The sequence below is a fragment of the Rhizobium sp. P43 genome (assembly GCF_056730705.1).
This window is the reverse complement of sequence record NZ_CM161539.1, coordinates 3,861,112-3,886,856: the sequence shown is the minus strand read 5'-3', so window position 1 is coordinate 3,886,856 and position 25,745 is coordinate 3,861,112. Positions and strand designations below refer to the sequence as shown.

At 61.4% G+C, this 25,745-nt stretch carries 23 protein-coding genes and 1 pseudogene; 12 read left to right on the top strand and 12 right to left on the bottom strand.

Translation table 11 applies throughout. The annotated features are described in order from the left end of the window. Positions 1–59 precede the first annotated feature (59 nt). Together AC1PUL_RS19335 and AC1PUL_RS19330 are read left to right on the top strand one after the other, a co-directional pair. Positions 60–1,241: a divergent polysaccharide deacetylase family protein gene (locus tag AC1PUL_RS19335; protein WP_480465652.1), complete on the top strand. Its 1,182-nt coding sequence runs from the start codon at positions 60–62 to the stop codon at positions 1,239–1,241. 7 nt (positions 1,242–1,248) lie between these two features. Then, on the top strand, positions 1,249–1,782 hold the full coding sequence (locus tag AC1PUL_RS19330) for an RNA pyrophosphohydrolase (protein ID WP_480465651.1): 534 nt from the start codon (positions 1,249–1,251) through the stop codon (positions 1,780–1,782). Between the two features lie 18 nt (positions 1,783–1,800). Here the strand turns inward: AC1PUL_RS19330 and AC1PUL_RS19325 are convergent, their stop codons facing one another. Next, the gene (locus AC1PUL_RS19325; RefSeq protein WP_480465650.1) at positions 1,801–2,199 is read right to left on the bottom strand and encodes a rhodanese-like domain-containing protein; all 399 of its coding nucleotides are present in this window, start codon (positions 2,197–2,199) and stop codon (positions 1,801–1,803) included. A 68-nt stretch (positions 2,200–2,267) separates the two neighbouring features. Here AC1PUL_RS19325 and ftrA point away from each other — a divergent pair, with 68 nt between their 5' ends. Continuing rightward, positions 2,268–3,290: a transcriptional regulator FtrA gene (gene ftrA / locus AC1PUL_RS19320; protein WP_480465649.1), complete on the top strand. Its 1,023-nt coding sequence runs from the start codon at positions 2,268–2,270 to the stop codon at positions 3,288–3,290. A gap of 24 nt (positions 3,291–3,314) precedes the next feature. Here ftrA and AC1PUL_RS19315 read toward each other — a convergent pair whose 3' ends face one another. Beyond that, positions 3,315–3,758 (bottom strand): metallopeptidase family protein, encoded by a 444-nt coding sequence (locus tag AC1PUL_RS19315; RefSeq protein WP_006724327.1) that lies wholly within the window; start codon positions 3,756–3,758, stop codon positions 3,315–3,317. Between the two features lie 160 nt (positions 3,759–3,918). On the opposite strand from AC1PUL_RS19315, the gene AC1PUL_RS19310 reads away from it, so the two are divergent. The 5 genes and pseudogenes from AC1PUL_RS19310 (at position 3,919) to bfr (ending at position 10,829) form a co-directional block, all read left to right on the top strand. Continuing rightward, a complete protein-coding gene (locus AC1PUL_RS19310; RefSeq protein WP_480465648.1) occupies positions 3,919–4,848 on the top strand; it encodes a hypothetical protein in 930 nt (309 codons plus the stop codon). Positions 4,849–4,888: 40 nt separating this feature from the next. Continuing rightward, on the top strand, positions 4,889–6,316 hold the full coding sequence (locus AC1PUL_RS19305; protein ID WP_480465647.1) for a Y-family DNA polymerase: 1,428 nt from the start codon (positions 4,889–4,891) through the stop codon (positions 6,314–6,316). Positions 6,317–6,332: 16 nt separating this feature from the next. Further along, positions 6,333–9,689, top strand: coding sequence for an error-prone DNA polymerase (locus AC1PUL_RS19300; RefSeq protein WP_480465646.1), 3,357 nt, complete (start codon positions 6,333–6,335; stop codon positions 9,687–9,689). A gap of 19 nt (positions 9,690–9,708) precedes the next feature. Beyond that, positions 9,709–10,128: pseudogene (locus AC1PUL_RS19295) on the top strand ((2Fe-2S)-binding protein). A gap of 215 nt (positions 10,129–10,343) precedes the next feature. Further along, positions 10,344–10,829, top strand: coding sequence for a bacterioferritin (gene bfr, locus AC1PUL_RS19290; protein ID WP_480465645.1), 486 nt, complete (start codon positions 10,344–10,346; stop codon positions 10,827–10,829). 320 nt (positions 10,830–11,149) lie between these two features. Here the strand turns inward: bfr and AC1PUL_RS19285 are convergent, their stop codons facing one another. Together AC1PUL_RS19285 and leuC are read right to left on the bottom strand one after the other, a co-directional pair. Continuing rightward, positions 11,150–11,980, bottom strand: coding sequence for a DMT family transporter (locus AC1PUL_RS19285; protein WP_480465644.1), 831 nt, complete (start codon positions 11,978–11,980; stop codon positions 11,150–11,152). Positions 11,981–12,164: 184 nt separating this feature from the next. Beyond that, on the bottom strand, positions 12,165–13,574 hold the full coding sequence (leuC, locus tag AC1PUL_RS19280; protein WP_298461078.1) for a 3-isopropylmalate dehydratase large subunit: 1,410 nt from the start codon (positions 13,572–13,574) through the stop codon (positions 12,165–12,167). Positions 13,575–13,906: 332 nt separating this feature from the next. Between leuC and ppk2 the strand changes: the two genes are divergently transcribed. Then, entirely contained in the window at positions 13,907–14,800 is an 894-nt protein-coding gene (gene ppk2, locus AC1PUL_RS19275) for a polyphosphate kinase 2 (protein WP_480465643.1), read from the top strand. A 4-nt stretch (positions 14,801–14,804) separates the two neighbouring features. Here the strand turns inward: ppk2 and AC1PUL_RS19270 are convergent, their stop codons facing one another. The 3 genes from AC1PUL_RS19270 to AC1PUL_RS19260 are packed head-to-tail and all read right to left on the bottom strand — an operon-like array spanning position 14,805 to position 17,462. Beyond that, positions 14,805–15,812, bottom strand: coding sequence for a glycosyl transferase family 90 (locus tag AC1PUL_RS19270; RefSeq protein ID WP_480465642.1), 1,008 nt, complete (start codon positions 15,810–15,812; stop codon positions 14,805–14,807). Continuing rightward, positions 15,809–16,627: an amino acid ABC transporter permease gene (locus AC1PUL_RS19265; protein ID WP_480465641.1), complete on the bottom strand. Its 819-nt coding sequence runs from the start codon at positions 16,625–16,627 to the stop codon at positions 15,809–15,811. Before AC1PUL_RS19265 ends, AC1PUL_RS19270 begins: the two co-directional genes overlap by 4 nt. 37 nt (positions 16,628–16,664) lie before the next feature. After that, the gene (locus AC1PUL_RS19260; RefSeq protein ID WP_480465640.1) at positions 16,665–17,462 is read right to left on the bottom strand and encodes a basic amino acid ABC transporter substrate-binding protein; all 798 of its coding nucleotides are present in this window, start codon (positions 17,460–17,462) and stop codon (positions 16,665–16,667) included. A gap of 224 nt (positions 17,463–17,686) precedes the next feature. On the opposite strand from AC1PUL_RS19260, the gene AC1PUL_RS19255 reads away from it, so the two are divergent. Further along, positions 17,687–18,193 carry a nuclear transport factor 2 family protein gene (locus AC1PUL_RS19255; protein WP_480465639.1) on the top strand — a complete coding sequence of 169 codons (507 nt, stop codon included), beginning with the start codon at positions 17,687–17,689 and terminating at the stop codon, positions 18,191–18,193. Between the two features lie 65 nt (positions 18,194–18,258). Here the strand turns inward: AC1PUL_RS19255 and AC1PUL_RS19250 are convergent, their stop codons facing one another. Then, positions 18,259–19,089 (bottom strand): aldo/keto reductase, encoded by an 831-nt coding sequence (locus AC1PUL_RS19250; protein WP_480465638.1) that lies wholly within the window; start codon positions 19,087–19,089, stop codon positions 18,259–18,261. Between the two features lie 151 nt (positions 19,090–19,240). After that, the gene (locus AC1PUL_RS19245; protein WP_480465637.1) at positions 19,241–19,798 is read right to left on the bottom strand and encodes a L,D-transpeptidase family protein; all 558 of its coding nucleotides are present in this window, start codon (positions 19,796–19,798) and stop codon (positions 19,241–19,243) included. A gap of 124 nt (positions 19,799–19,922) precedes the next feature. Here AC1PUL_RS19245 and AC1PUL_RS19240 point away from each other — a divergent pair, with 124 nt between their 5' ends. Beyond that, positions 19,923–20,606: a response regulator transcription factor gene (locus AC1PUL_RS19240; RefSeq protein ID WP_480465636.1), complete on the top strand. Its 684-nt coding sequence runs from the start codon at positions 19,923–19,925 to the stop codon at positions 20,604–20,606. 117 nt (positions 20,607–20,723) lie between these two features. Beyond that, on the top strand, positions 20,724–21,179 hold the full coding sequence (locus AC1PUL_RS19235; RefSeq protein ID WP_480465635.1) for a cyclic nucleotide-binding domain-containing protein: 456 nt from the start codon (positions 20,724–20,726) through the stop codon (positions 21,177–21,179). A 37-nt stretch (positions 21,180–21,216) separates the two neighbouring features. Here AC1PUL_RS19235 and AC1PUL_RS19230 read toward each other — a convergent pair whose 3' ends face one another. From AC1PUL_RS19230 to AC1PUL_RS19220, 3 genes are all read right to left on the bottom strand, one after another. Then, on the bottom strand, positions 21,217–22,020 hold the full coding sequence (locus AC1PUL_RS19230) for an exodeoxyribonuclease III (RefSeq protein ID WP_480465634.1): 804 nt from the start codon (positions 22,018–22,020) through the stop codon (positions 21,217–21,219). 116 nt (positions 22,021–22,136) lie between these two features. Beyond that, positions 22,137–22,805, bottom strand: a complete 669-nt coding sequence (locus tag AC1PUL_RS19225) for an outer membrane lipoprotein carrier protein LolA (RefSeq protein ID WP_480465633.1) — start codon at positions 22,803–22,805, stop codon at positions 22,137–22,139. A 110-nt stretch (positions 22,806–22,915) separates the two neighbouring features. Next, positions 22,916–25,567 carry an FtsK/SpoIIIE family DNA translocase gene (locus tag AC1PUL_RS19220; RefSeq protein WP_480465632.1) on the bottom strand — a complete coding sequence of 884 codons (2,652 nt, stop codon included), beginning with the start codon at positions 25,565–25,567 and terminating at the stop codon, positions 22,916–22,918. Positions 25,568–25,745 lie beyond the last annotated feature (178 nt).

Below are 25,745 nucleotides of genomic sequence, written 5' to 3'. Positions count from 1 at the left end.
ATCCCTGATGCGCGGGCGGTCGTTTTGCATCCGCTTGGCGGCATCACTGGAAGTTTCGCATGGACCTGCATGCACCGCTCGGTCGGGAGCGAAAGGACAGATCCCAGGGCAAAAGTCGCTTTGGCCTGTCCAAGGTCACCTCTGCCTTTGCCGTGCTCACACTGGTCGGCCTCTCCGCCTGGACCTCACTGTCTCCGACGGCACTGCGCAGCGAACCGCCGATCAATCTCACCCCTCGTCCGCCCGAAACGGCTGTTGTCGCAGAGGACACGGCAGAGCGCCGCCCAACCGATCAGCCGGCGGGCATTTCGACCAGCGGCCCGAACGATGGCGCCGTGCTCCGTCGCACCACCACGGCCGATGGCAATGTCGTCACCACCTTCAGCCCCAATGCCCGCACCGGTCCGGTCGTTATCGGGAACGCCCCGACGCAGGACCCGAGGCTTGCCGGCCAGCCCAATGAAGACCTGATCGAATTGACCGATGCGGGCGAGCTTCCGACGGTCTCCGCCTCGGGTCTGCGTCCGGTGGATTTTTACGCGCGCCCGTGGTCGGGTGCGCGAGGAACCCGCATTGCCATCGTCATCGGCGGGATCGGCCTCAGCCAGACCGGCAGCCAGATGGCCATTCGCGACCTGCCCGAAGATATCACGCTTGCCTTCGCCGCAACCGGCAACAGTCTGCAGCGCTGGATGCAGGAGGCCCGCCGCAAGGGTCACGAGATCGTGCTTCAGGTGCCGATGGAGCCCTTCGACTTCCCGGCCAATGATCCCGGGCGCGGCACGCTGCTGACGGAAAAGTCGGCGGCGACCAACATCGCCAATCTCCATCAGGCCATGGCGCAGATCACCAATTACACCGGCATCATGAACTATATGGGTGCCCGCTTCCTCTCCGACGACAAGGCCATGGATCCGGTGATGCGGGATATCGGCAAGCGCGGCCTGATGTTCCTCGACGACGGCTCGACGGCCCGTTCCCTCTCGGGCGATTTTGCCAAGGCCATCGGTTTTCCGCATGCCTTTGCCGACGTGATGATCGACACGCAGGTTGATCGCCAGGCGATTTTGGCCAAGCTGGACGAACTGGAACGGATCGCAAGGCGCAACGGTCAGGCAATCGGTGTCGGCGCTGCCTTCGACGAAACCATTGCAGCGGTCGCCGAATGGCGTAATGAAGCGGTTGCCCGCGGCATCGAATTCGTCGGCGTCTCCGCGCTCGCCAATGAAAACAGACCTTGAGGATATCATGACCGAGTTCCAATCGACCAAGCCCAAGGTGAAGGCCGAAGACCTGCCCTATCGCCCCTGTGTCGGGATCATGGTGCTGAACCGGGAGGGTCTTGTCTGGTCGGGCCGACGCATTCCGGAAGGCAATTCCGAATATGACGGTTCGCCGCAGCTCTGGCAGATGCCCCAGGGTGGGATCGATCCGGGCGAAGACCCATTGCCGGCCGCCATGCGCGAACTTTACGAGGAAACCGGCATCAAGACGGTGTCGCTTTTGGCCGAAGCCAGTCGCTGGATCAATTACGACCTGCCTGCCGAGCTGATCGGCATCGGCTTGAAGGGCAAGTTCCGCGGCCAGACCCAGCGCTGGTTCGCCTTCCGCTTCGAAGGCGACGAAAGCGAGATTGCAATCAACCCGCCGCCGGGCGGGCACGAAGCGGAATTCGACGCCTGGGCCTGGAAGCCGATGCAGGACCTGCCGGGTCTCATCGTGCCCTTCAAGCGCCGCGTCTACGAAGAGGTCGTCGCCGAGTTCGCCCATCTGGCAGGATGAGCGAACCTTTGGCCAGGATCAGGCCCCGCTTGCGATATCAAACCCTTCATCGGCCCAACCTGTCATCCCGCCGATCATCACCTTGACCCGACGCCCGAGCAGCGCCAACCGAAGCGCCGCCCGATCCGTGCCGTTGCAATGCGGCCCGGCGCAATAGACCACGAACAGCGTGTCCTCGGGCCAGTCCGCCATCTTCCGCTCGGTCATCTTGCCATGCGGCAGGTTGATGGCGCCGGGCACATGCCCCCGCTCGTAAAGCTTCGGTCCGCGCACGTCGAGAAGCACGAAATCCGCCTCGCCGCGGCTCATCACCTCATGCACATCCCAGCAGTCCGTCTCGAAGGCGAGCCGCGCCTGATAGTGCTGCGCGACGAGGACGGGATCGGCGGCGGGAATTTCACTGACGGGACTTGGCATGGCGGACTCCTTTCGAGGTTTGACGACAGGAGCTTGCCTTTTCTGGGGAATTCAGAAAACTGGCGTGAATGACAACATGCGTAAAGATCACGCCAATGACGCCAGCATCACCTTTCCTATCCTCGCCGCTGACGGGACCCCGCGTCGTGACGCTCGCCTATGACGGCCTCTGCACCTTCGAATTCGGGGTTGCCGTTGAGGTCTTCGGCCTTGCGCGACCGGAAATGGGAGAGCACTGGTATCGCCACGCGACAGCCGCGATCGAGCCGGGGCCGCTGCGCGCCGCCGGCGGTCTGACGGTCAGCGCTTCCGGCGGGCTGGAACTCTTGGCAGAGGCGGATCTGATCGTCGTGCCCGGCTGGCGCGGGATCGACCAGCCGGTCCCAGCCTCGTTGATCGAGGCGCTGCGAGCGGCCCATGTCCGGGGCGCACGCCTGATGTCGCTATGCTCCGGCGTGGCGGTGCTGGCCGCGACCGGCCTCCTCGATGGCCTGAAAGCCACGACCCACTGGCGCTATGCCGACACGATTGCGCAAAGACATCCCGACGTCCATCTCGATCCAGATGTGCTTTATGTCGACGAAGGCCAGATTCTGACGGCCGCCGGCAGTGCGGCCGGCATTGATCTCTGCCTGCATGTCGTCCGCCACGATTTCGGCACCGAGGCCGCCAACAGCGTTGCCCGTCGTCTTGTGGTCCCACCCCATCGGGAAGGCGGACAGGCACAGTTCATCGTCAAGCCTGTGCCACAGGAGCGCGAAGGACAGCGGATAGGCCCGCTGATCGACTGGATCGAGGCCAATCTGCAGCACGAGGTGACACTCGCCGAAATGGCCGCACGGGCGGGGATGAGCAACCGGACCTTCCAGCGCCGCTTTCGCGACCTGACAGGCCAGAGCCCCGGTGAATTCCTCATGACCCGCCGGCTGCGCCACGCCTGTGACCTGCTGGAGCGCAAGGCAAGCCTGCCGCTCGACGACATCGCGATTGCTTCGGGCTTCGGCACACCGGCAACGCTCCGCCATCATTTCCGCACGCGGCTGCAAACCAGCCCCGCCGCCTACCGGGCACGGTTTGGACACTCGGGCTGAAATCCCTGGGATGATGAGCCGAAATCAGCGATCGGCAGCCGCGGCCTCTTCGGCGCTTTCCTCGATCCTCTCCATGTCGTCATCGGACAGACCGAAGTGGTGACCGATCTCGTGGATCAGCACATGGGTGATGATATCGCCCAGCGTTTCCTCGTTTTCGGCCCAGTAGTCGAGGATCGGCCGGCGATAGAGGATGATGCGGTTCGGCATCATGCCGGTTTCCATCGAAAAACGCTCGGAAATCCCGCGTCCTTCGAACAGGCCGAGCAGGTCGAAAGGCGTCTCGAGCGCCATGTCTTCGAACACTTCATCGGTCGGGAAATCGGCGATCTCGATGATGAGATCGCGGCTCAGGTCGCGGAACTCCTGGGGCAGGTGCCCGTAGGCCTCGATCGCCAGCGACTCGAATGTGCTGATCGTCGGGGCGTGCCGTTCGCGCCAATCCTCGCTCTGGTCTATGCGGGCCATGAGTACTCCTTACTGCCGGCAGATATAGGATGTTTGCGAGCGTATTTCGAGAGTGAATTCAACCGAGGAATAAATTCTTATCTGAATCCGGTTGACTCTTTTAGAAAGCTCTGGAATCCATAGGGAACAAATAGAGAACAATTCATCAGGAGAGATCGTCATGGGCGAGAGCCCTCAGGCGCGCGAGACGCTTTTTGCCTTGCGGGAGGCGATTGCCCGGATCGAGGGAAAGCCGGACCATGCCGCACGCCTGACAGCCCAAGGCACGGCTGACAGATCGGCATCCGTCCATTCGGACGGACAGCGTGAAAAGCAGGATCTCTTCGACACACTGATGCGGGACATGCTGGCCCGCGGCACATTGCTGGAGCTGCGCGGGCAGAAGCTGCAGCAGGCAGGGAGCGTGACAGGTCTCGGTCTGGCCATGGCCCTGATGGCGGCGGAAACGAAAGGCGTCGGCCGGCAAAGGCTGCTCTTCATCGCCGATCCCCAGGTGGTGCGCGAAGCCGGCCTTGCCTATGCCCCCGGCCTCCTGGATTTCGGCCTGACCTCCTGCGCCCTGGTGCATGCCCTGCCACGCCGCATCGAGGATGCGCTCTGGCTCGCCGAGGCAGCCCTTGCCTCGCGCGCCTTTTCGACCGTGCTTCTCGAAGTGCATGGCAATCCGAAGAAATTCGGCCTCACCGAAAGTAGGCGCCTGAGCCTCAAGGCGCGAGCCACCGGTGGCAGGCTGTTGGTACTCCGCCAGGCCGGCGAAGAAGAAGCATCGAGCGCCCTTCTTCGCCTGTCTGTCGAACCCGCGCCGGCGGCGGCGCGCCATCTTGCCGACGGGTCCCTGCTGGGCGGCAGCATAGGATCCCCCGTCTTTCGCATCACCCTTGAAAAATCCCGCATCCCGGGCTCACCCGAACTCATTCTGGAGTGGAATTCCGATGACCGCCGCCTTCGCCTTTTCGAACAGCTCGCACCCTCAGGCCTCGGATCGCCGCATTCTGTCGCTGTTTTTCCCAAGGCTCCCGACCGATCGCATCGCCCGGCGTCGCTGGGGTCTCTCATGGCGTTTACCCCCCGGCTCGACCGCGCATCCTGAGCGCGCGCCGCTGGTCTGTGCCGGCCGCTCGGCCAATAGCATGCGCATCACGGCGCTGGATGAAAGCGCCGAAGGCTTCGGTCTGCGAACCGGCCAGGGCCTGGCGGAAGCCCGCGCCATCTGTGCAAACCTCGACGTGGTCGAGGCTGATCCCGCCGCCGACCGCGCTCTGCTCGATGCCATCGCCGACTGGTGTGACCGCTATACGCCGCTGGTTGCCCTCGACGGCGAAGACGGCCTGATGCTGGATATCACCGGCTGCGCCCATCTTTTCGGCGGTGAGGAGAGGCTGATCGAGGATGTCGATCGCCGAATGACGGCTTTCGGTCTTGCTGTCCGCATCGCGGTCGGCCCGACACCGGGTCTCGCCCGGGCCTGCAGCCGCTTTGACGGCCCACGGCGCGTCACTCCCACGGAGGCAGTGTCGGCGCTTTACCCCTTGCCGATCTCGGCCCTGAGGCTCGACCCGCAGACGGTGATGAACCTCGCCCGTGTCGGCCTGAAGACCATCGGTGACATCATCCCTGCCCCGCGCCCTCCGATCACGCGTCGCTTCGGCCCGGAACCCATGCTGCGTCTAGACCAGGCACTCGGACGGGAAGGAGAGCCGATTTCGCCGAGGCGGCATGTCCCCATCTTGTCGGCCGAACGACGGCTTGCAGATCCGATCATGACCGAGGATCAGATCCTCGATATAGCCGGTCGTCTCGCGGCAGGTTTGAAGGTCTCGCTCGAAGCCCGGGGGGAAGGCGGGCGCTTGTTCGAACTCCTGGTCTTCAGGGTCGATGGAAAGGTCTTTCGCATCGAGATCGGGGCCTCCGCACCCTTGCGCGATCCCGTCCGTATCAGGGCTTTGTTCCAGGAGCGGCTTTCCGTCATCCACGATGATCTCGACGCAGGTTTTGGTTTCGAACTCGTCCGGTTGAATGTTCTCCTGAGTGAGCCTTTCGAAGTCCGCCAGGCAGCCCTCGAAAGCGAAGAGGATGGCCGGGAAGACCTCACACGCTTCCTCGACCAGGTGACGGCCAGGCTGGGCGAGCGGGCACTTCGCCTTCCCGTAGCCCTGGCCAGCCATTGGCCGGAGAGAGCATCGATCCACGCACCGGCCGCCGATGCACTCAAGACAACGGATCTTGCCGTTTCGTGGCCTCAGATATCCCTTAGGCCGGTGCGCGCCCTCCGGCCCTTGCGCCTGCTTCATCGACCGGAAGAGGTCGAGGTCATGTCCGTCGTGCCGGACGGCCCGCCGGCCAGCTTTCGCTGGCGCCGTGTGCAGCGTCGCGTCGTCAGGGCGGAAGGTCCCGAACGCCTCTCGCCGGAATGGTGGGTCGACGGCGAAGAGGCCCCGCCACGGGACTATTTCCGCATCGAGGACGCCGACGGCCAGCGCTTCTGGCTCTATCGCGAGGGTCTTTACGAACGACGCACGGTGACGCCGAACTGGTTCCTCCAGGGTTTCTTCGCGTGAAGCGCGGACCGTGACGATGAAACCGTTTTACGAGATCGGATTGCGCAGCAACTTCTCCTTTCTGGAGGGAGCCTCCCATGCCGAGGAACTGGTGGAACGAGCCCTTCTTCTCGGCCTCTCGGGTCTCGGCCTTGCCGATCGAAACACCGTGGCCGGGGTGGTGCGCCTACATGCGGCCGCCAAACTGAACGGCCTCGAATTCCGGCCCGGTGCCCGTCTTGCCTTCGACGACGGCACGCCCGAGCTTCTCGCCTATCCGATGAACCGCAGGGGATGGGGCAATCTGTGCCGCATGCTGAGCGAAGGCAATCTGCGCTCGAAGAAGGGGGTCTGCACGCTCTGGGAAAGGGATCTGCTGGCATGGGACAAGGACATCCTCTTCGTCGCCATGCCGCCTTCCATGCCTGGGAAAACCGATGTCGACGCCTTCGAGGCAAGCCTCTCATCCATCCGTCATCGGTTGGGGGATCGTCTGTATCTGGCGCTCGTGCCCCGCCATGACGGTTTCGACGAAAAGACGTTTGCGGAACTCAACGGAATTTCCAGGCGGCTGCGGATCCCGCTGATTGCCACGAATGACGCGCTCTATCACGCCCCGGACCGAAAACCAGTAGCCGACGTGGTCGTCGCCATCCGCGAGCATGTCACGATCGCCGAAGCAGGGCTTCGACTGCATGCCCATGCGGAACGGCACCTGAAGAGCCCGGCCGAAATGGCCCGTCTGTTGCGCGCCTGGCCGGAAGCTCTCGACAACAACGTCAATTTCTTTAGCCGGCTTAAGTTTTCTCTGGATGAACTGTCACACCAGTATCCAGACGAGATCTTCGATGGCGAATCTCCAGCCCTGGCCTTGCGGCGGCTGACCTATGAAGGCGCCAGCAGACGCTATCCGGACGGCATTCCGCGCAAGGTGCTCGGCCTCCTCGATTACGAACTGAAGCTGATCGCCGAGAAGCGCTACGAACCCTATTTCCTCACCGTCTACCGCATCGTCTGCCATGCGCGAAAGGCAGGCATCCTCTGCCAGGGGCGCGGCTCGGCCGCCAATTCCGCCGTCTGCTTCTGCCTTGGCATCACCGAGGTCGACCCGCAGAAGACGACCCTTCTGTTCGACCGTTTCATCTCCACCGAACGCGACGAGCCACCGGATATCGACGTCGATTTCGAGCATGAGAAGCGCGAGGATGTGATCCGCTTCATCTATGACACCTATGGCAAGGAACATGCCGCCCTGACGGCGGCCGTGATCAGCTACCGCGCCCGCTCTGCCGGCCGCGAAGTCGCCAAGGCCTTCGGGCTGTCGGAAGACGTACAGTCGGCGCTGGCCGGATCGATCTGGGGCTGGTGGACGAGCGATTTCACCGAGGAACAGGCGAATGCCGCAGGCCTCGACCTCAAGGATCCGACGACCCGCCGGGTTCTATCCTATGCCCAGGCCATGCAGGGTTTCCCACGCCATCTGTCGCAGCATGTCGGCGGCTTCGTCATCACCCGCGACCGCCTGGACGAAGTCGTCCCGATCATGAACACGGCCGATGGGCGTTTTATGGTCGAATGGGACAAGGACGATCTCGACACGCTGAAGATCCTGAAGATCGATGTCCTGGCACTCGGCATGCTCACCTGCCTTGCCAAGGCCTTCAAGCTCCTCTCCGCCCATTATGGCGTCGAGGAGACCCTCGCCTCGATCAACGAAGACCAACGCCCCGAAGTCTACGACATGATCTGCCGTGCCGATACGATCGGCGTCTTCCAGATCGAAAGCCGGGCCCAGATGAGCATGCTGCCGCGATTGAAGCCCCGCGAATTCTATGATCTGGTGATCGAGGTGGCGATCGTCCGGCCCGGCCCCATCCAGGGCAACATGGTCCATCCCTATCTGAAGCGACGGGAGGACAAGCTCGCCGGCCGTCCGATCGACTATCCGAGCGATGAACTGCGCACGGTTCTCAAGCGCACGCTGGGTGTCCCCCTCTTCCAGGAGCAGGCGATGCAGATCGCCATCACCGCTGCCGGCTTCACCCCGGGAGAGGCCGACAAGCTGCGCCGTGCCATGGCCACCTTCCGCCGCACCGGCCAGGTCTCGAGCTTTCAGAAGCGCATGATCGAGGGCATGGTGGCCAATGGCTACGATCCGGATTTTGCCGCCCGCTGCTTCAGCCAGATCGAAGGCTTCGGCGAATACGGCTTCCCGGAAAGCCATGCCGCCTCCTTCGCCCTGCTGGTTTATGTCTCCTGCTGGTTCAAGGCCTTCTATCCGGATGTCTTCTGTGCCGCGATCCTCAATTCCCAGCCCATGGGCTTTTATGCCCCGGCGCAGCTTGTCCGCGATGCGCGCGAACACGGCGTCGATATCCGTCCCGTCGATGTCAACCATTCCGCCTGGGATTGTCTTCTGGAAGGAGACGAGCAGGAGAAAGGCGCCTTCGACCCTGCCCGCATCGCCAGCCGGCATCGATCCATGACATCAGTCATTCGCTCGAAAAAAGCGGTCCGCCTCGGCTTCCGCCAGATCAAGGGCGTGCCGAAACAGGCCATGGATCATCTCGTTGAAAGACGCGGCACCGGTTACGATTCCATCCGCGATCTCTGGCTGCGCACACGGCTGCCACGCGCAGTCATCGAGAAACTCGCCGATGCGGATTGCTTTTCCTCACTCGGACTGAACCGCCGCGATGCCCTTTGGGCCGCCCAGGCGCTCGATGGGGATGCGGCGGTCGAAGTGCTGCCCCTCTTCGAAAGCAGCCCTGAGGACGATCTGCAGCGCGAAACGGAGATGGTCCTGCCCCGCATGCTGCCCGGCGAAGAAGTGTTGAGCGATTACCGCAGCCTGACCTTCTCCCTGAAAGCCCATCCCGTCTCGTTTCTGCGTGACGCCATGCAGCGGGCGGGGCTGAAATCCGCAGCCGATCTCGAAACCCTTCCCCATGGCGCCAAGGTGGCGGTTGCCGGCCTGGTGCTGGTCCGCCAGAGGCCGGGTTCGGCCAAGGGGGTTATCTTCATGACACTCGAAGACGAAACCGGAACGGCCAATGTGATCGTCTGGCCGAAAGTCTTCGAGCGCTACCGCCCGATCGTCATGGGAGCCCGGCTGGTCACTTTGCGCGGGCGTCTGCAAAAGGCGCACGGGGTCATTCATGTCGTCGCCGGCCACCTGGTCGATGCAAGTTCCAGGCTCGGCCTGCTGCTGGAAGACCTGAAGAGCTTCGAAACGCTCGCCCATGCCGACGAGGTGCGCCGTCCGGGTGTGGATCAACGCCAGGCGAAACGGGAAAAGCCTGCCCGCACGCCTCTGCCCGCCGCCCCGCCGCCCGGCCATCCCCGCCGCAGCGCCATGGCGGATCTCATGCCGAAAGGACGGAATTTCCACTGACAGGCTTGATTTGCCGGCGATCACATCTGACGCGCCTGCGCGATTTTTCTTGACAAAGGGCATCTGGTTTAAGAGAAAGACGACAGTGAATGTCATGTTTGACGAGTGCCCGACCATGCTGGTCTGCAGCTGCAATTACATCACCGACAAGGACATCAAGGCCGTCATCACCGAGATGCTCGATGAAGACTGTTGGCAGCTGATCGTCCCCGGCAAGGTCTACCATGCCATGGGCAAGCGCGGTCGCTGCTGCGGCTGCTTCCCCAATGTCGTCGATCTCATCATTCGCACCACCGAGGAATATCACGCCGCGCGCCAGACCGAGGAAACCAAGGTCATCAATTTCATGGAACGGCTGAAGCAGTTCCACGAAGAGCAGAAGGCCGCCCTCGCCGAGCGTCGTCAGGCGATGATGGTTGCAAAGCGCGCTGCAGGCTGACGCCTCACCTCAGAACAGACCGCCACATATTCCAGCTCGAAATTCCGAAGCTTCGGTCATAAGCGCTGCAAAGACAGGGCACATAACGCGTTGTGCATCCTGTCATGAATGTTTCACGCCATTCTCCAGAATTAGAATCCTTCTAAAAAAGGCTCGACAGGTCAAAACACCGGCGCTAGAGTTGTATCATTGATTTCACACAAGGGACGAACATCATGAAGGGTGATCCGAAGGTCATTGAACGGCTCAACGAGGCGCTGTTCCTCGAACTCGGCGCGGTCAATCAGTACTGGCTGCACTACCGCCTGCTCAACGATTGGGGCTACACGAAGCTCGCCAAGAAGGAGCGGGCCGAATCGATCGAGGAAATGCAGCATGCTGACAAGATCATCGACCGGATCATCTTCCTCGAAGGCCACCCGAACCTCCAGACGGTAGCCCCGCTGCGCATCGGCCAGAACGTCAAGGAAGTGCTGGAAGCCGACCTCGCCGGCGAATACGACGCCCGCACCTCCTACAAGGCCTCGCGCGACATCTGTTATCAGGCCGGCGACTACGTCTCGATGAAGATCTTCGAACAGCTGCTGATCGACGAAGAAGGCCATATCGACTTCCTCGAGACCCAGCTCGAACTTCTCTCCAAGATCGGCGAAGAGAAATACGGCCAGCTCAACGCCAACTCCGCCGACTCGGCAGAGTAATCTCCTCGAACGACCCCTATGGAAGCCCCGTTCGCGGGGCTTCTTTTTTGGCCGCTTATACCAAGTGTCAATGATAGGAACCGATAGGATGGCTTATTGCGGGTCTCTGGCTAGACGCGGCGCGCCGGGCGATGCTGTCGCATCGGCCAAGCGGCGCAACAACGCCAGGGGCCTGCAACAAGCCACCTTTGGTCGGCTTCCCGCCCGTTCTGGCGTCGTCGAGCTCCTTGACCGATGCGCAAGCATCGCTCTTCGGACCTCTCCTAGCCAGAAAGGGCGGTCGAGCCGATCCTATGGGTTCCTATCATCGACACTTGGTATTAGAGGCTGATGCTGATTGCCCCGCCGGCCACGACGACGCAGGCGAGAAGGCGTCGCAGGGTCAGCGGCTCGCCCAACAGCAGCGCTCCGATCAGGACGGCAAAGACGACGCTCGTCTCCCGCACCGCCGTGACAAGACCTGCCGGTGCATAGGCATAGGCCACCACCACCAGGCCATAGGCCAGCATGGCCAGCACGCCGCCCCCGACGGCCTTCCAGGTCACCGGCGATTTCAAATCGATGACAAGACCCCGGCGGGTGATCACGAAGGCGATCGTGATCATCAGGCCAAAGAGGAAGAGAACCCAGAGCGCATAGGCCGCCGGTTGCTCGACCATCTTCACGCCGCGCGAATCCACCGTCGAATAGCAGGCAATGATCAGGCCCGTGGCGAGCGCAAACAGGATCGAGGATGTGGCGGCTCTCGTCTTGCCGAGCGACAGGCTCATGATGCCGGCCGCGATCATGACGACGCCGAGCGTCTGCCACGGCCCCAGAACCTCTCCGAAGAACAGGAAACCGCCAAGCGTCACCAGGAGCGGCACGGTGCCACGCACGATCGGATAGACCTGGCCAAGCTCTCCATGGCGATAGGCAGCGACAAGGAACAGGCTATAACCCACCTGCAGGCCCGCCGAGACCAGAATATAGGGCCAGGCGGCCGCCCCGGGGACCGGCAGGATGAAGAGAAAGGGCAGGCAGATGATGCTGCCCGCAAGGCTCATCACCGTGATCGACCACAGCCGATCCGCGCCCGTTCTCAAAAAAGCATTCCAGCTCGCATGCAGGATAGCGGCAAGCAGCGCGAGGCCGACGGCAACCGTGCTCACGACCGCTGCCTGCGGGTCGAGAGGGGAAGTTCGTGGATGTTCATGAGAGACCTGTGCGCCGCATATGACAGTTTTGTGACAGCGCGACGATAGTCGCTTCACCTGTGTTTGCAACCGGCGGCCAAAAAGAAACCGCCCGCTGTGTGAGCGGGCGGTCGATCTCGGTTCAGGTCAGTTCTTTGACTTAGTGAAAGTCGCGGATATCGACGAAGTGGCCGGCCACCGCGGCAGCGGCTGCCATGGCAGGCGAGACAAGATGCGTGCGGCCCTTGAAACCCTGACGTCCTTCGAAGTTGCGGTTCGAAGTCGAGGCGCAGCGCTCGCCCGGCTTCAGGCGGTCATCGTTCATGGCAAGGCACATCGAGCAACCCGGCTCGCGCCAGTCGAAACCGGCTTCCTTGAAAATCTTGTCCAGGCCTTCGGCTTCCGCCTGTTCCTTCACAAGGCCGGAGCCCGGAACGATCATGGCGGAAACAGTGGAGGCCACCTTCTTGCCTTCGACAACCTTGGCCACGGCGCGCAGGTCTTCGATACGGCCATTGGTGCAGGAGCCGATGAAGACGCGGTCGATCGCGATGTCGGTGATCTTCGTGCCGGGCTTCAGGCCCATATAGTCGAGCGCACGCCACTTGGAAGCGCGCTTCGTCTCGTCCTGGATATCATCTGGGTTCGGAACGACGCCCTGAACCGAGACGACGTCTTCCGGCGACGAGCCCCAGGAGACGATCGGCGGCAGATTGGCGGCATCGAGAACGACGACGCGATCGAAATGCGCGCCTTCGTCGGACTTCAGCGTCTTCCAATAGGCGATCGCCTGTTCGAGGGCTTCACCCTTCGGAGCGCGCGGCTTGCCCTTGATGTATTCGAAGGTCTTTTCATCCGGCGCGATCAGGCCGGCGCGGGCGCCACCTTCGATCGTCATGTTACAGACGGTCATGCGGCCTTCCATTGACAGCGCCTCGATCGCCTCACCGGCAAATTCGATGACATGGCCGGTACCGCCGGCCGTGCCGATTTCACCGATAATGGCGAGGATGATGTCCTTTGCGGTGACGCCTTCGGGCAATTTCCCGTCGACGCGCACCAGCATGTTCTTTGCCTTCTTCTGGATCAGCGTCTGGGTCGCGAGCACGTGCTCGACTTCGGACGTGCCGATACCATGCGCCAGCGCGCCGAAAGCGCCATGCGTCGAGGTGTGGCTGTCGCCGCAGACGATGGTCATGCCCGGCAGCGTGAAGCCCTGTTCCGGACCAACGATATGCACGATGCCCTGACGCTTGTCGGAGGCCGAGTAGTATTCGACGCCGAATTCAGCCGCGTTGTTGGCGAGCGCCTCGACCTGGATGCGGCTTTCCTCGTTCTTGATGCCGAGGTGGCGATCCGGCGAAGTCGGCACGTTGTGGTCGACAACGGCCAGCGTCTTCTGCGGCGCGCGAACCTTGCGGCCGGCCATGCGCAGACCTTCGAAGGCCTGGGGGCTCGTCACTTCATGCACGAGGTGACGGTCGATGTAGAGGAGACAGGTGCCATCGTCCTGGCGATCGACGACGTGGTCGTCCCAGATCTTGTCGTAAAGGGTGCGAGGTGCGCTCATGGGTGAGTTCCATCCAGACTGAAGTAACGGGATTTCTTGAAGTGTGAGGTCTTATCGCGCCGGTTGTCCGGTCGCAGGAGCTCAGCCGCGAAGGCTCGCCAGGGCCCCTTGAACGCGCGCGAAAAAGCGTGCCGGCAGACGCTTGTGGTCCTGCAGCACGATAAACTGGTTCGCGAGGCATCCGAATTTCGATCCCATGCGCGCGGTCTTACCAGTTTTCGAGGATGTCGGCAATTGCTTCGCGCCGGCTCTGACATCCGCCTGTCATGAAGCAGTCGTGCAAGCATGCTTGATCGTCGTCAGAACCCGATCGCCTTGCTGGAAACCGCGCCATGAACGAAGACATCCATCGCATCAAGACCGAAATCCTCGACAGCTTTGACGAGGAACTGGAGCAGCAGCTGGACGAGGAGCGGCTCGATCAGCTCGTTGCCGACGGCATGGCGGAACAGACCATCGACCGGCGCGTCTACTTTCGCGAGCTCTTCCGCCTGCAGCACGAACTGGTGCGTCTGCAGGACTGGGTGCAATACAAGAAGCTGAAGATGGTCGTGCTCTTCGAAGGCCGCGATTCCGCCGGCAAGGGTGGGGCGATCAAGCGTGTCACGCAGCGGCTCAACCCGCGCGTCTGCCGCGTCGTGGCGCTACCCGCACCGACCGAGCGCGAGCGCAGCCAGTGGTATTTCCAGCGCTACGTCCAGCATCTGCCGACGGCTGGCGAAATGGTCCTCTTCGACCGCTCCTGGTACAATCGCGCCGGCGTCGAGCGGGTCATGGGCTTCTGCACGCCGGATGAACTGGAAGAGTTCTTCCGCTCGGTCCCGGAATTCGAGCGCATGCTGGTCCGCTCCGGGATCATCCTCGTCAAATACTGGTTCTCGATCACCGACGAAGAACAGGAATTCCGCTTCCGCATGCGCATCAACGATCCGCTGAAGCAGTGGAAGCTGTCACCCATGGACCTCGAAAGCCGGATTCACTGGGAAAGCTATACACGCGCCAAGGAAGAGATGCTGGAGCGCACGCATATCCCGGAGGCCCCCTGGTGGGTCGTCCAGGCCGTCGACAAGAAGAAGGCGCGGCTCAACATGATCGCCCATCTGCTGAAGCAGGTGCCATACGAGCATGTCCCGAAGGAACCCGTGGAGCTACCCGCCCGGGTGCGCAACGCCGACTACATTCGCCATCCGGTCCCGGCCGAAATGTATGTGCCCGACATCTATTGAGGCGTCATGAGGGGCGTGCTTCGCCCGGCTGCCCGAAGAAGAGGTGGCTGAATGCGGACGGTGGAAGCTGTCCGGTCGCCTCGAAATACTTTTGGAGCACCAGCAGGGAAACCTTGCGCTCGGTTGCCCGGTCGCAGAACGACGCCACATAGGCGTTTGCATTGGCGACGATCTCCCGCGCCCATCGCGGATTTTTCTCAAGACTGGCGATCTTGTCTTCAAGGTCGCTGAAATCCGGGCGCAGTTCGACGAAGTGGTAGTCCGGGATCAGAGCGCCCTCCATGAACCAGGTCTCGAAACGCCCCCTCGGCATCAGGCAGACGCTGCCAGAGGCCATGATCCACTTGAGATTGGTCGCAACGTCATAGCCCTCTATGGAGATGATGTAGCGATAGCCCATTTGTTGTCTGGGGCTGAGGAAGTCTTTGGGCGCCAACCCCTCGACTGTTTCTCCGACCTGACCCACATCGGCGAACGGGCTCGTTCGATGACGTTTGACCAGCTCGATGCGCAGCGGATTGTTCGGCGCCCCGCGCCAGACAGCCAGCGGTTTCTTATCTTCCCAGGGCGTATCGTCCGTGGTGATCCGGAAATGCCGCAATTTGTCGAGATTGAGCAGCACCGAATTTGCATTCTCCACATCGGTTGGCCTGCTTTTGACCAGGCATGGAGAATTCGGAACCGAGGTTACGTCACCGAAAAGATAATTGACCTTCAGGCGATGGCGGAAATAGCGCAGATACTCGTCGAGATCGAGATAATATCGGCTCTGACCTCGGTCTATCGCATCCAGTCTCACGCCGGTTATGGCGGCATCCCGCTCCAATTTGTTGTAATAATTGGCTCGCCGCATAAGCTCGGCAAGTTCAGGCGCACCTTCAATCTCGCGCAGGATCGCCCGGCTCCGGCGCACGAACCACTCCCTCGGCAAGACATGTCGGGCGATCCCCGCAGCATAGTAACGGACACGATTGAAGGTGGTTGCAGCGCGGTCCAGATTGGGAAGCCTCATCCACGACGCTCCCGCATGCGCTTTTCGAAGCCTCGAAGCAGAAGCGAAAGGCCGATGGTCAGCACAAGATAGACATAAGCCACGATCGAATAGGTCTCAAAGAAACGGAATGAACCGGACGCATAGACCTTGGCCATCTGGGTAATGTCGGCCACGCCAAGCACGGAGACCAGAGAGCTGTCCTTCACCATGGCGACGAAATCGTTCGAGAGCGGCGGAAAGATGACCCTGATTGCCTGCGGGAAGACCACCAGTCGGAAACGCTGGCTGCGGCTCAAGCCGAGAGCCTTGGCGGCCTCGATCTGCCCCTTGTCGATGGACTGGATACCGGCGCGGAAGATCTCGGCGATAAAGGCCGAGTAGCCGATCATCAAGGCGATGATCGCGCGCCACATCAGGGAGACGTCGCGCACGACCATGGCATCGAACAGACCTGCAGAGATCAGCGGCGACATCACCAGATTGTAGAGCGCAACAAAGCCCGGCGCCCCGACAAAGGCGATGTAGAAGAGCAGCACGATGATCGGAATGCCACGCACCACCTCGACATAGAAGCGGGCGATCTGGCGAAGGACAAGACTGTCGGACATACCCAGGAGAGCGATCAGCAAACCAAGGGCCGTCGCAAGCGAAAAGCCAACAAGAGTGACGAACACGGTCACCCAGAGGCCCTTCACGACCGTGTTGAAGACCTGGGCATAGAGATCGCTGACAAAGATGACCCCGGCCAGCGCAACCGCAAGCAAGACGAAGGCGACCAGCCACCAAGGCCGGTCGCCCTTCTGATCACCCTGTGGAAGGGTCTGGAATGCCATCAGTCACCCGCCTTCAGGTCGCAGGGACGCCGCTGGCTCATTCGCCCATCTTGTAGTCGAGGAACCACTTCTTGTTCAGCGCATCGATCGTGCCATCGGCCTTCATCGAGGCAATCGCGGCATTGACCGGAGCAACGAGATCCGAGCCCTTCGGGAAGATGAAACCGAAGTCTTCCGAGCCAAGCGCGCCGCCGATCAGCTTCAGACCGCCATTCGAGGCATCGACATAACCCTTGCCGGCCGTGCCGTCGGTGAGCACGACATCGACGTCACCCGTCTTCAAGGCCTGAACGGTGGCACCGAAGGTTTCGAACAGCTTGATGCGCGGATTCTGCTCGTTACCATCAAGGATCTCGTAGACCGCCGTATAGAAGGGTGTCGTCCCCGGCTGGGCGCCAACCAGACCATCCGCGAACTCAGCGAATGTCTTGGAATCCGTGAAGCGGCTTTCGTCGCCACGCACCAGCATGAACTGCTCGGAGCGCATATAGGGATCGGAGAAATCCACCTTTTCCTTGCGGTCTTCCTTGATCGTGATCCCGGTCATGCCGATCTGATACTGGCCGTCGGAAACGGCCTGGATCATCGCATCCCAGGACGTATTCTGATACTCGACCTTGAAATTGAGCCGCTTTGCGATCTCATTCATCGCATCATATTCCCAGCCGATCTGCTCGCCTGATTTGGGATCGACGAACTGCAGCGGCGGATAGGCGTTTTCCGTCACGACGACAACGGTTTTGCCGCCGAGATCCGGCAGGCCTGTGGCATGGGTGGCAACCGGCAAGAGCGCGAGGACAGAGAGACCGGCAAGGACAGCGCGGCGAAACAGCATGGAAATCTCCCGAATTGTGGCAGCGCACAGTGTCACATCTTGTTCGGGGATGGCAAGCAGGTGGCTGAGCGAAGAGGCCTTGTTCGCTGGGCCGCAAAGCTTGCGCACCTGGTTCTGAATTTCAAACCAACTCCGAAAAAACTGCCTTCTTTTCCGCTGACTGGCGAACTCCTATTTTGGCCGGCATCGGCCGTCTGAGGCCATCCGCCATTTAAGGAACCACAATGGCCTTCACATCCAAACATGTTTTGCTTGCCTTCGCCCTGATCACCGGGGCTATGACCCCGCTCGCCGCCTCAGCGCAGGAACCCGTCGTTGCAGCTGTTGACAAGGAAGCCCTGTTCACCAGCCCCGATCCGCAGCTCCATGCCAACAAGCAGGTGGTTTATCATATCATGCGCGACTTGCTGGAAGCGGGCCATTGGGACAAGGCCGACCAGTTCCTCACTGAACGTTACATCCAGCACAACCCGAACGTACCCTCGGGTCGCGATACCGTGGTGCAATTCTTCACGGAAGTGCTTCAGGTCGAGAAGAAGCCGATCCCCGAAAAGCTATCGACGCCCGTCGCCTTCGTAACTGCCGAGGGCGATCTCGTCACTGTGGCGATTGTGAGGGAAGAGAAGGACCCGAAAGATCCGTCGAAGACCTACACCACGACATGGTATGATACGTGGCGGATTGTTGACGGCAAAGCCGACGAACATTGGGATTCGGCCGTCAAGGAATAAACAGAAAACGGGCCGCTCTCCCATCGAAAGCGGCCCGTACTTCAGTTGAGCTTATACACAACGGCTCAGAAGGTCGCCGTCTTCGGATCCGGCCCGATGCGGGCACCTGCGTCATCCAGGCCGTTCAGCTTGGCAAGATCTTCGCTTGAGAGCTTGAAATCGAAGACCTGGAAGTTTTCGACGATGCGCGACGGTGTGACCGATTTCGGGATGACCACGAGACCATTGTCGATGTGCCACCGGATGATGACCTGTGCCGGCGTGCGCCCAAGTTTGTTGGCGATCTCGGCGATCACCGGATGACCGAGCAGCTTGCCCTGGCCGAGAGGGCTCCAGGACTGAGTTGCGATGCGGTGCTTGTCGTGGAATGCGCGGGCTTCCCGCTGCTGGAAGTCCGGATGCAGCTCGATCTGGTTGATCACCGGAACGATACCGGTTTCGGCAACGATCTTCTCGATATGCTCCGGATAGAAATTCGACACCCCGATCGACTTGACCCGTCCGTCTTCCTTCAGCTTCAGGAAGGCTTTCCAGGTGTCGACAAACAGGCCGCGATGCGGCGACGGCCAATGGATCAGATAGAGATCCACATAGTCCGTGCCAAGGCGCTTCAGGCTGGCGTCGAACGCGCGAAGGGTCTGGTCGTAACCCTGCTCGGTGTTCCAGAGCTTGGTCGTGAGGTAAATCTCCGAACGGGAGATTCCGGACTGACGGATGCCTTCACCGACACCCTCCTCGTTTTCATAGACTGCCGCTGTATCGACATGCCGATAACCGGCGTCGAGAGCGGCCTTGACCGCAGGAGCGGCTTCATCATTCGGCGTCTGCCAGACGCCAAGGCCCACCTGGGGAATGCGAGCGCCATCATTCAGGGCAATATAAGTTTGTTCTGTCATTTGCTGATATCTCCGGATCGGAATGTGTCTGCGCTGAAGCGCGAAACCGGTGGCAGGGGCGAAGAGGAAGATGTGCCGTCCGCGTTCTTCTATTTAGGCCGCCAGGGCATCGATGAAAGAGGACAGACAGTCAAAATGCCTGAAACTGCGATCAGAGAACCTGAAGCAGGGTCCTTGAGCTAAGATGCGGGAGCAGCCGTCGCATGTCGCTAAGGCTGATGGCCACGCACCCTTCGGTCGGTGTGTAGCCGGGTCTGGCAATATGAAAGAAGATGGCGGAGCCGCATCTGCGCCGGCGACAGCGGAAATTCCAGTCGAGAACGAGGCAAACATCATAAAGCTCGTCAGCACGCGCGAGTTTTTCGTGGCTCGGGCCGAACGGCGCCCGCACCGGCCGATTGTAGTTCGGGTCGCTGACCGCGTCACACCAGAGCATGTCGGTGCGCGATCGGCGCATGGCAAGCGGCGTTGCCGGCAGCGGTCCTCGATCGCCGCGCCGATAGCCGAACAGGATCGGCATGACGGCGATCGGGGTTGCGCCATCCCCCTCGCGCTTGCGGCTTGTGCGGCCGCTGCGCCCCAGAGCGGCGCGAAAGATCAGCGAGCCCGCCTGCAGGATAGCCTGGCATTGATTGCCGGGCCGAGGTCGAACCAGAAGCCGATTGACTGCCTTTCCAGCCTTTTCCACCGGAGCCCGCCTCTTGGTCACGACTTTTTGCCTTCTTCGTGAATATTGTTGTATTCATAGCCCTTAAACGGCTGCGAGTTAGGCTTACATGCGGTGTACTTGGGCAGCAAGACCCGAGGATGGGACCAACCTGGAAGGATGACGGATGACGACGCGGACCATTCTGCTGGTAGATGATGACGACGATCTGAGGCAGATCCTGGTCGAGCAGCTCTCGCTCTATGAAGAGTTCTCGCTCCTGCAGGAGAGCAACGCCACCCGCGCCATGCAGACAGCCAAGACCGCCCAGGTCGATCTGATGATCATGGATGTGGGCCTTCCCGACATGGATGGACGGGAAGCCGTAAAGCTGCTGCGCAAGGGCGGCTTCAAGTCTCCGGTGATCATGCTGACCGGGCACGATACGGATTCCGACACGATCCTCGGCCTTGAGGCAGGCGCCAACGATTACGTGACGAAGCCGTTCCGCTTCGCGGTTCTGTTGGCCCGTATCCGGGCGCAGCTGCGCCAGTTCGAGCAGAGCGAAGACGCGACGTTCGGGGTGGGTCCCTATCTCTTCAAGCCGAGCCAGAAGCTCCTGACCACGGAAGACGGCAAGAAGATCCGCCTGACCGAAAAGGAATCCGCGATCATCCGCTATCTCTACCGCGCAGGCCAGAAGGTGGTGACCCGCGATATCCTGCTGGAAGAAGTGTGGGGCTACAATTCGGGCGTGACGACCCATACGCTGGAAACCCATGTCTACCGTCTGCGCCAGAAGATCGAGCGCGATCCGTCGAACGCAGAGATCCTGGTCACCGAAAACGGCGGCTACAAGATCGTTCCCTAAAACCGTGCATGCATTGCTGCGGGGATGAGGCGGGCCGACGGGTCGTCTTCATCCCCGTTTTGCGTTATGCACGGACCACGGCCGGAGCAGCGAGTTCAGGCCGATCGGGAAAACGCCATGTCACTCAGCGACGATATCGAGCTTCTGTCGGCCCTGCCGCTCTTTTCCGGCCTGGACAAGGATCAGCTCCGGCTGATCGCGTTCGGCGCAGAACATCGCCAGGTGGCTACGGGTCAGGCCCTGTTTCGTGAGAAGGCGCCGGCGGAGTGCGCCTATGTGATCACGCGCGGAGATATCGAACTCTACGTCATCGGACGCGACGGCAAACCGCATCGGGAGGCCCGCGTCGGGCCCGGCGTGATGCTCTCCGAGCTCGCACTGATCACCATGGTCGAGCGCAAGTACACGGCAGTCGCTGTCGACGACGTCGATGTCATCAGGATCACGCGCGCCCTGTTCCACCGCCTGCTGGAAGAGTATCCCCAGATGGCGCGCCAGGTCGAAGGCCGCATCAAGCAGTCGCTTGCCGCCCTGATCGATGGCGCAGAAGCCATGGCACCGAAGTTCTCCTGAGCGCCGCTTTAAACAGCCGACTGTCTATCGCCGGCTATCAAGCCTGAAAGTAAGCTGTCACTGGAACGTGGTCAGAAGGCTGGTTCCAGCCTCTGGCTTCCTTGAGGACATCGACACGGGCCAGCAGCGGCGCAAGATCAGCCGACGACCAGATATGGTCGAGACGCCGGCCACGATCCGCAGCCGCCCAGTCCTTCGCCCTGTAGCTCCACCAGGTGTAGAGCTTCTCCGATGCCGGGACATGCTGACGCATGAGATCCACCCACTTGCCCTGCCGCATGATGTCGAGCAGGCCTTCGGTCTCGACCGGCGTGTGGCTGACGATCTTCAGCATCTGCTTGTGCGACCAGACATCATGCTCCAGCGGCGCGATGTTGAGATCGCCGACAAGGATCGAAGCGGTGTTCGGCTCAGCCTCGGCAGAAAGCGCCTTCATCTCCTCGACGAAATCCAGCTTGTGGCCGAATTTCGGGTTCACCTCGCGGTTCGGTTCGTCGCCCCCGGCCGGGACATAAAAATTGTGCAGCCGGATGCGCCGGCCCGCCCACTCGAATATCGCCGAGATATGGCGGCTGTCGCCGACGCCGCAATAGTCTTGCCGATGATCTTCCGCCAAGGGCAGCTTCGAGCAGATCGCCACCCCGTGATAGCCCTTCTGCCCATGGATCACGATGTTCGAATAGCCGAGGGCTGCGATCTCTTCTGCCGGGAACTGGTCGTTCTGGCACTTGATCTCCTGCAGGCAGAGGATGTCAGGGTTCACCCTATGGAGAAAATCCACCACGATGGGCAACCGCAGCCGCACCGAATTGATGTTCCACGTGGAGATTGCAAGGCTCATGGGCGATCCCTTCCTGTCCATCCTCGCCTCTTAGGGGATTTGCCTCCCCCTGAACAGGAAAAGGCGGCGCGCCCTGTCGGACATGCCGCCTTCTCCACAATGAGATTGGACCAGGATCAGCCGCGCTTCTGGCTATGCACTTCCGCATAGGGAATTTCGAAGACGCTCGGGTCGAACTGCACGCCGTTCTGAACGTTGAAGATCATCACCGACGTGTCCTTCTTCTGCACATCCGTGATCGTCCACTGGCGCAACTCGAACGACTTCGGATCAAACATCAGGGTAATCGTCGAATCGCCGAAGATCGTCCGGTCACCCAGCACGATCGTCGTCAGATCCGCCTCCTGCTTGACATCGCGCACCATCTGATTGCCCAGATCGATACGCTCCGACAGCAACAGGCTGAGCGGCGTCTTGTTGAGGGGGTAGAGATCCCAGGTCTTCAGCTTGGTGTTGCCGATGACGACATTCTTGCCGTCCGAGATCACGCGCATCGGCGACGGCTTTTCGTAGTTAAAACGCAGCTTGCCGGGCCGTTCAATGAAGAACTTGCCGCCCGTCTGCTCACCGCGCGGACCGAATTGGACGAATTCGCCCATCATGGTCTTCACGCTGGAGAAATGGTCGGCGATTTGCTGGGCGGCTCCCGTTGCGGCGAAGACAGGAAATGGCATGGCTGCACAGGCCATCACTGCTGCCGTCCCAAGCACGAACTGGCGACGGCTGGCCATCAACGGCTGCTGGGCGTCGCGTTCTGTCATCTGTGTCATGGTGTGCTCCTTCATATGCTTTCGGTTTCGCCGAAAAAGGCGGCGGCTTCATGGCCATTAATGCCCCTGCCGCTGCGGCAACTCGTCTTGAGGTCCTGTTGTTCCATCAACGGACCGTCTGGCGCTCACTCTTCCGTCGGCACCAGGATCTCGCGCTTTCCGGCATGGTTTGCGGGGCCGATAATGCCCTCTTTCTCCATACGCTCGATCAGCGAAGCGGCACGGTTATAGCCGATCCCGAGACGACGCTGCACATAGGAGGTCGACGCCTTACCGTCGCGCAACACGATGGCCACCGCCTGATCGTAAGGATCGTCCGATTCGCCGAGATTACCGGTTCCAACAGGGCCACCACCGTCTTCGCCATCTTCATCGTCGTCGATGGTGATCGCCTCCAGATACTGCGGCGATCCCTGGGTTTTCAGATAGGCGACGATCTCCTCGACCTCGTGATCCGAGACGAAGGGGCCGTGGACACGCTGGATGCGCCCGCCGCCGGCCATGTAGAGCATGTCGCCCATGCCGAGCAGCTGTTCGGCGCCCTGCTCTCCAAGGATCGTGCGGCTGTCGATCTTCGACGTGACCTGGAAGGAGATACGCGTCGGGAAATTGGCCTTGATCGTGCCGGTGATGACGTCAACGGAGGGGCGCTGGGTTGCCATGATCACATGGATGCCGGCTGCACGGGCCATCTGCGCCAGGCGCTGGACCGCGCCTTCGATATCCTTGCCGGCCACCATCATCAGGTCGGCCATTTCGTCGATGATCACGACGATATAGGGCAGCGGCTGCAGGTCGAATTCTTCCGTCTCGTAGATCGCTTCGCCCGTCTGGCGGTCGAAACCGGTCTGGACCGTACGGGTCAGAACCTCGCCCTTTTCCAGGGCCTGAGCAACACGCGCGTTGAAGCCATCGATGTTGCGTACGCCGATCTTCGACATCTTCTTGTAGCGCTCTTCCATCTCGCGGACGGTCCATTTGAGCGCAACGACAGCCTTCTTCGGGTCGGTAACGACAGGCGAGAGCAGGTGCGGAATGCCGTCATAGACGGAGAGTTCCAGCATCTTCGGATCGATCATGATCAGGCGGCACTGCTCCGGCGTCATCTTGTAGAGGAGCGACAGGATCATCGTGTTGATGGCGACCGACTTACCCGAACCCGTGGTCCCGGCGACGAGCAGATGCGGCATCTTGGCGAGATCGGCGATCACAGGTTCGCCGCCGATCGTCTTGCCGAGTGCCATGGCAAGCTTCGCCTTGTTGCCGTCGAAATCGCGGGAACCGATCAACTCGCGCAGATAGACAGTCTCGCGGGTCTGGTTCGGCAATTCGATGCCGATCGCGTTGCGGCCGGGCACGACCGCGACACGGGCGGCGATCGCGCTCATCGAACGGGCGATGTCATCTGCAAGACCGATGACCCGCGACGACTTGATGCCCGGTGCGGGCTCCAGTTCGTAGAGTGTCACCACGGGACCCGGGCGGACATGGATGATCTCGCCCTTGACCCCGAAGTCGTCGAGCACGCCCTCGAGCAGACGGGCATTGTGTTCCAGAGCCTCTGCCGAGAGCGTCGCGTCGCGGGTCACGGCCCGCGGTTCGGCCAGGAGGTGGACGGAGGGCAGCTGGAAACCATCCGGCCGCAGCAGCGATCCCTGGGCATCGCGATCGACACGCGGGCCGGGCTTCGGCCGGGCGGCGGGTGAAGCAACGCGCGCCGAGGCGGCACCTGCCTTGGCCGGTGCCGACCGAACGCCATCACCGGACAGGATGCCGGCTGGCCGCGGAAGGTCGTCCAGATCGAAATCGTCGTCTTCGTCCTCGAAATTGCCGGCCGACATCGGCGGGGGCGAAACAATCGAACGGCCCGCCGGACGCAGCGGTGCGCCATCCAGCGACGGCTCGACGCGCGCATTGAGCGGCGGCACCTTGGCACGCACCGGCTCGTTCAGTGTCCCGAACTCGTCATCGTTGAAATCATAGGGCTGCTCGAAATCACGGTCGCGACGGTCGTTGGACGTCAGGCCGAACAGCCGTCGCACGCGCGCCCGCGTGGTGTACCAGTTGTGCGTGACCGCACCGATAACGACGGCGATCGGGCCTTCCCGTTCATCCTCTTCATCGTCATCATCGAAGACCGGGGTCTTCGGCTTGCTGCGGACAAGAGGCGCCACCGGCTCGTCATCCTCTGCTTCCTCGGCCGGCTTGTCGACGATGCCGGCGGCAAACAGCATCAGCCAGGTCGCCGGCAGGGCGAGCACGACACCAAGGATCATGGCAAAGGTCGAGGTCGGATAGGCGCCGATGAAAAGCGCCGGAAACCGCAGGATGAGATCGCCGAGCACGCCGCCTGTTCCGCTCGGCAGCGGCCAGGTAGTCGGCGGCGGAAAGCAGCCGACGGCGGCCGAAGCCACCAGGGCGCCGCCGATCCAGGCGCCGAGACGGGCAGGCACACGGTTCAGCTTGCGTCCGCCGATCAGCGCAAAGGACCATGCCAGAACCGGCAGCAGGGCCAGAAGGCTGCCAAGCCCGAAGAACTGCATCATCAGGTCCGCGAAGACGGCGCCTGAAAGCCCGAGAATATTGGTGGGCTCGTTTTCCGTCGCATAGGAAAGGCTCGGATCGGAAACGTTCCAGGTCGCAAGCGCCGCAACGGCAAGCACCAGCAGCAGGAAGAGCGCAAACCCTGTCAAGGCCAGAAACTGACGGAACAGGAACGCTGACAACGCGGAGCGGGTGGAATGCTCCGGAAGCGCTGCGGAATGGCCTCTGCTCATGGAATGTCTGTCCGTCCTGTTGCCGGTGGTGGTTGCAGATCCCCTGTCAGCACGGGGATATCCATCCGATACCCTACAGGATGGAGGGTTAATGGTGCATTAACCATGCACCCGCGGCATATGCCGCATCGGAAACAGAAAACGCCCGGGCGATGAGACCCGGGCGCTGCCGCATTTG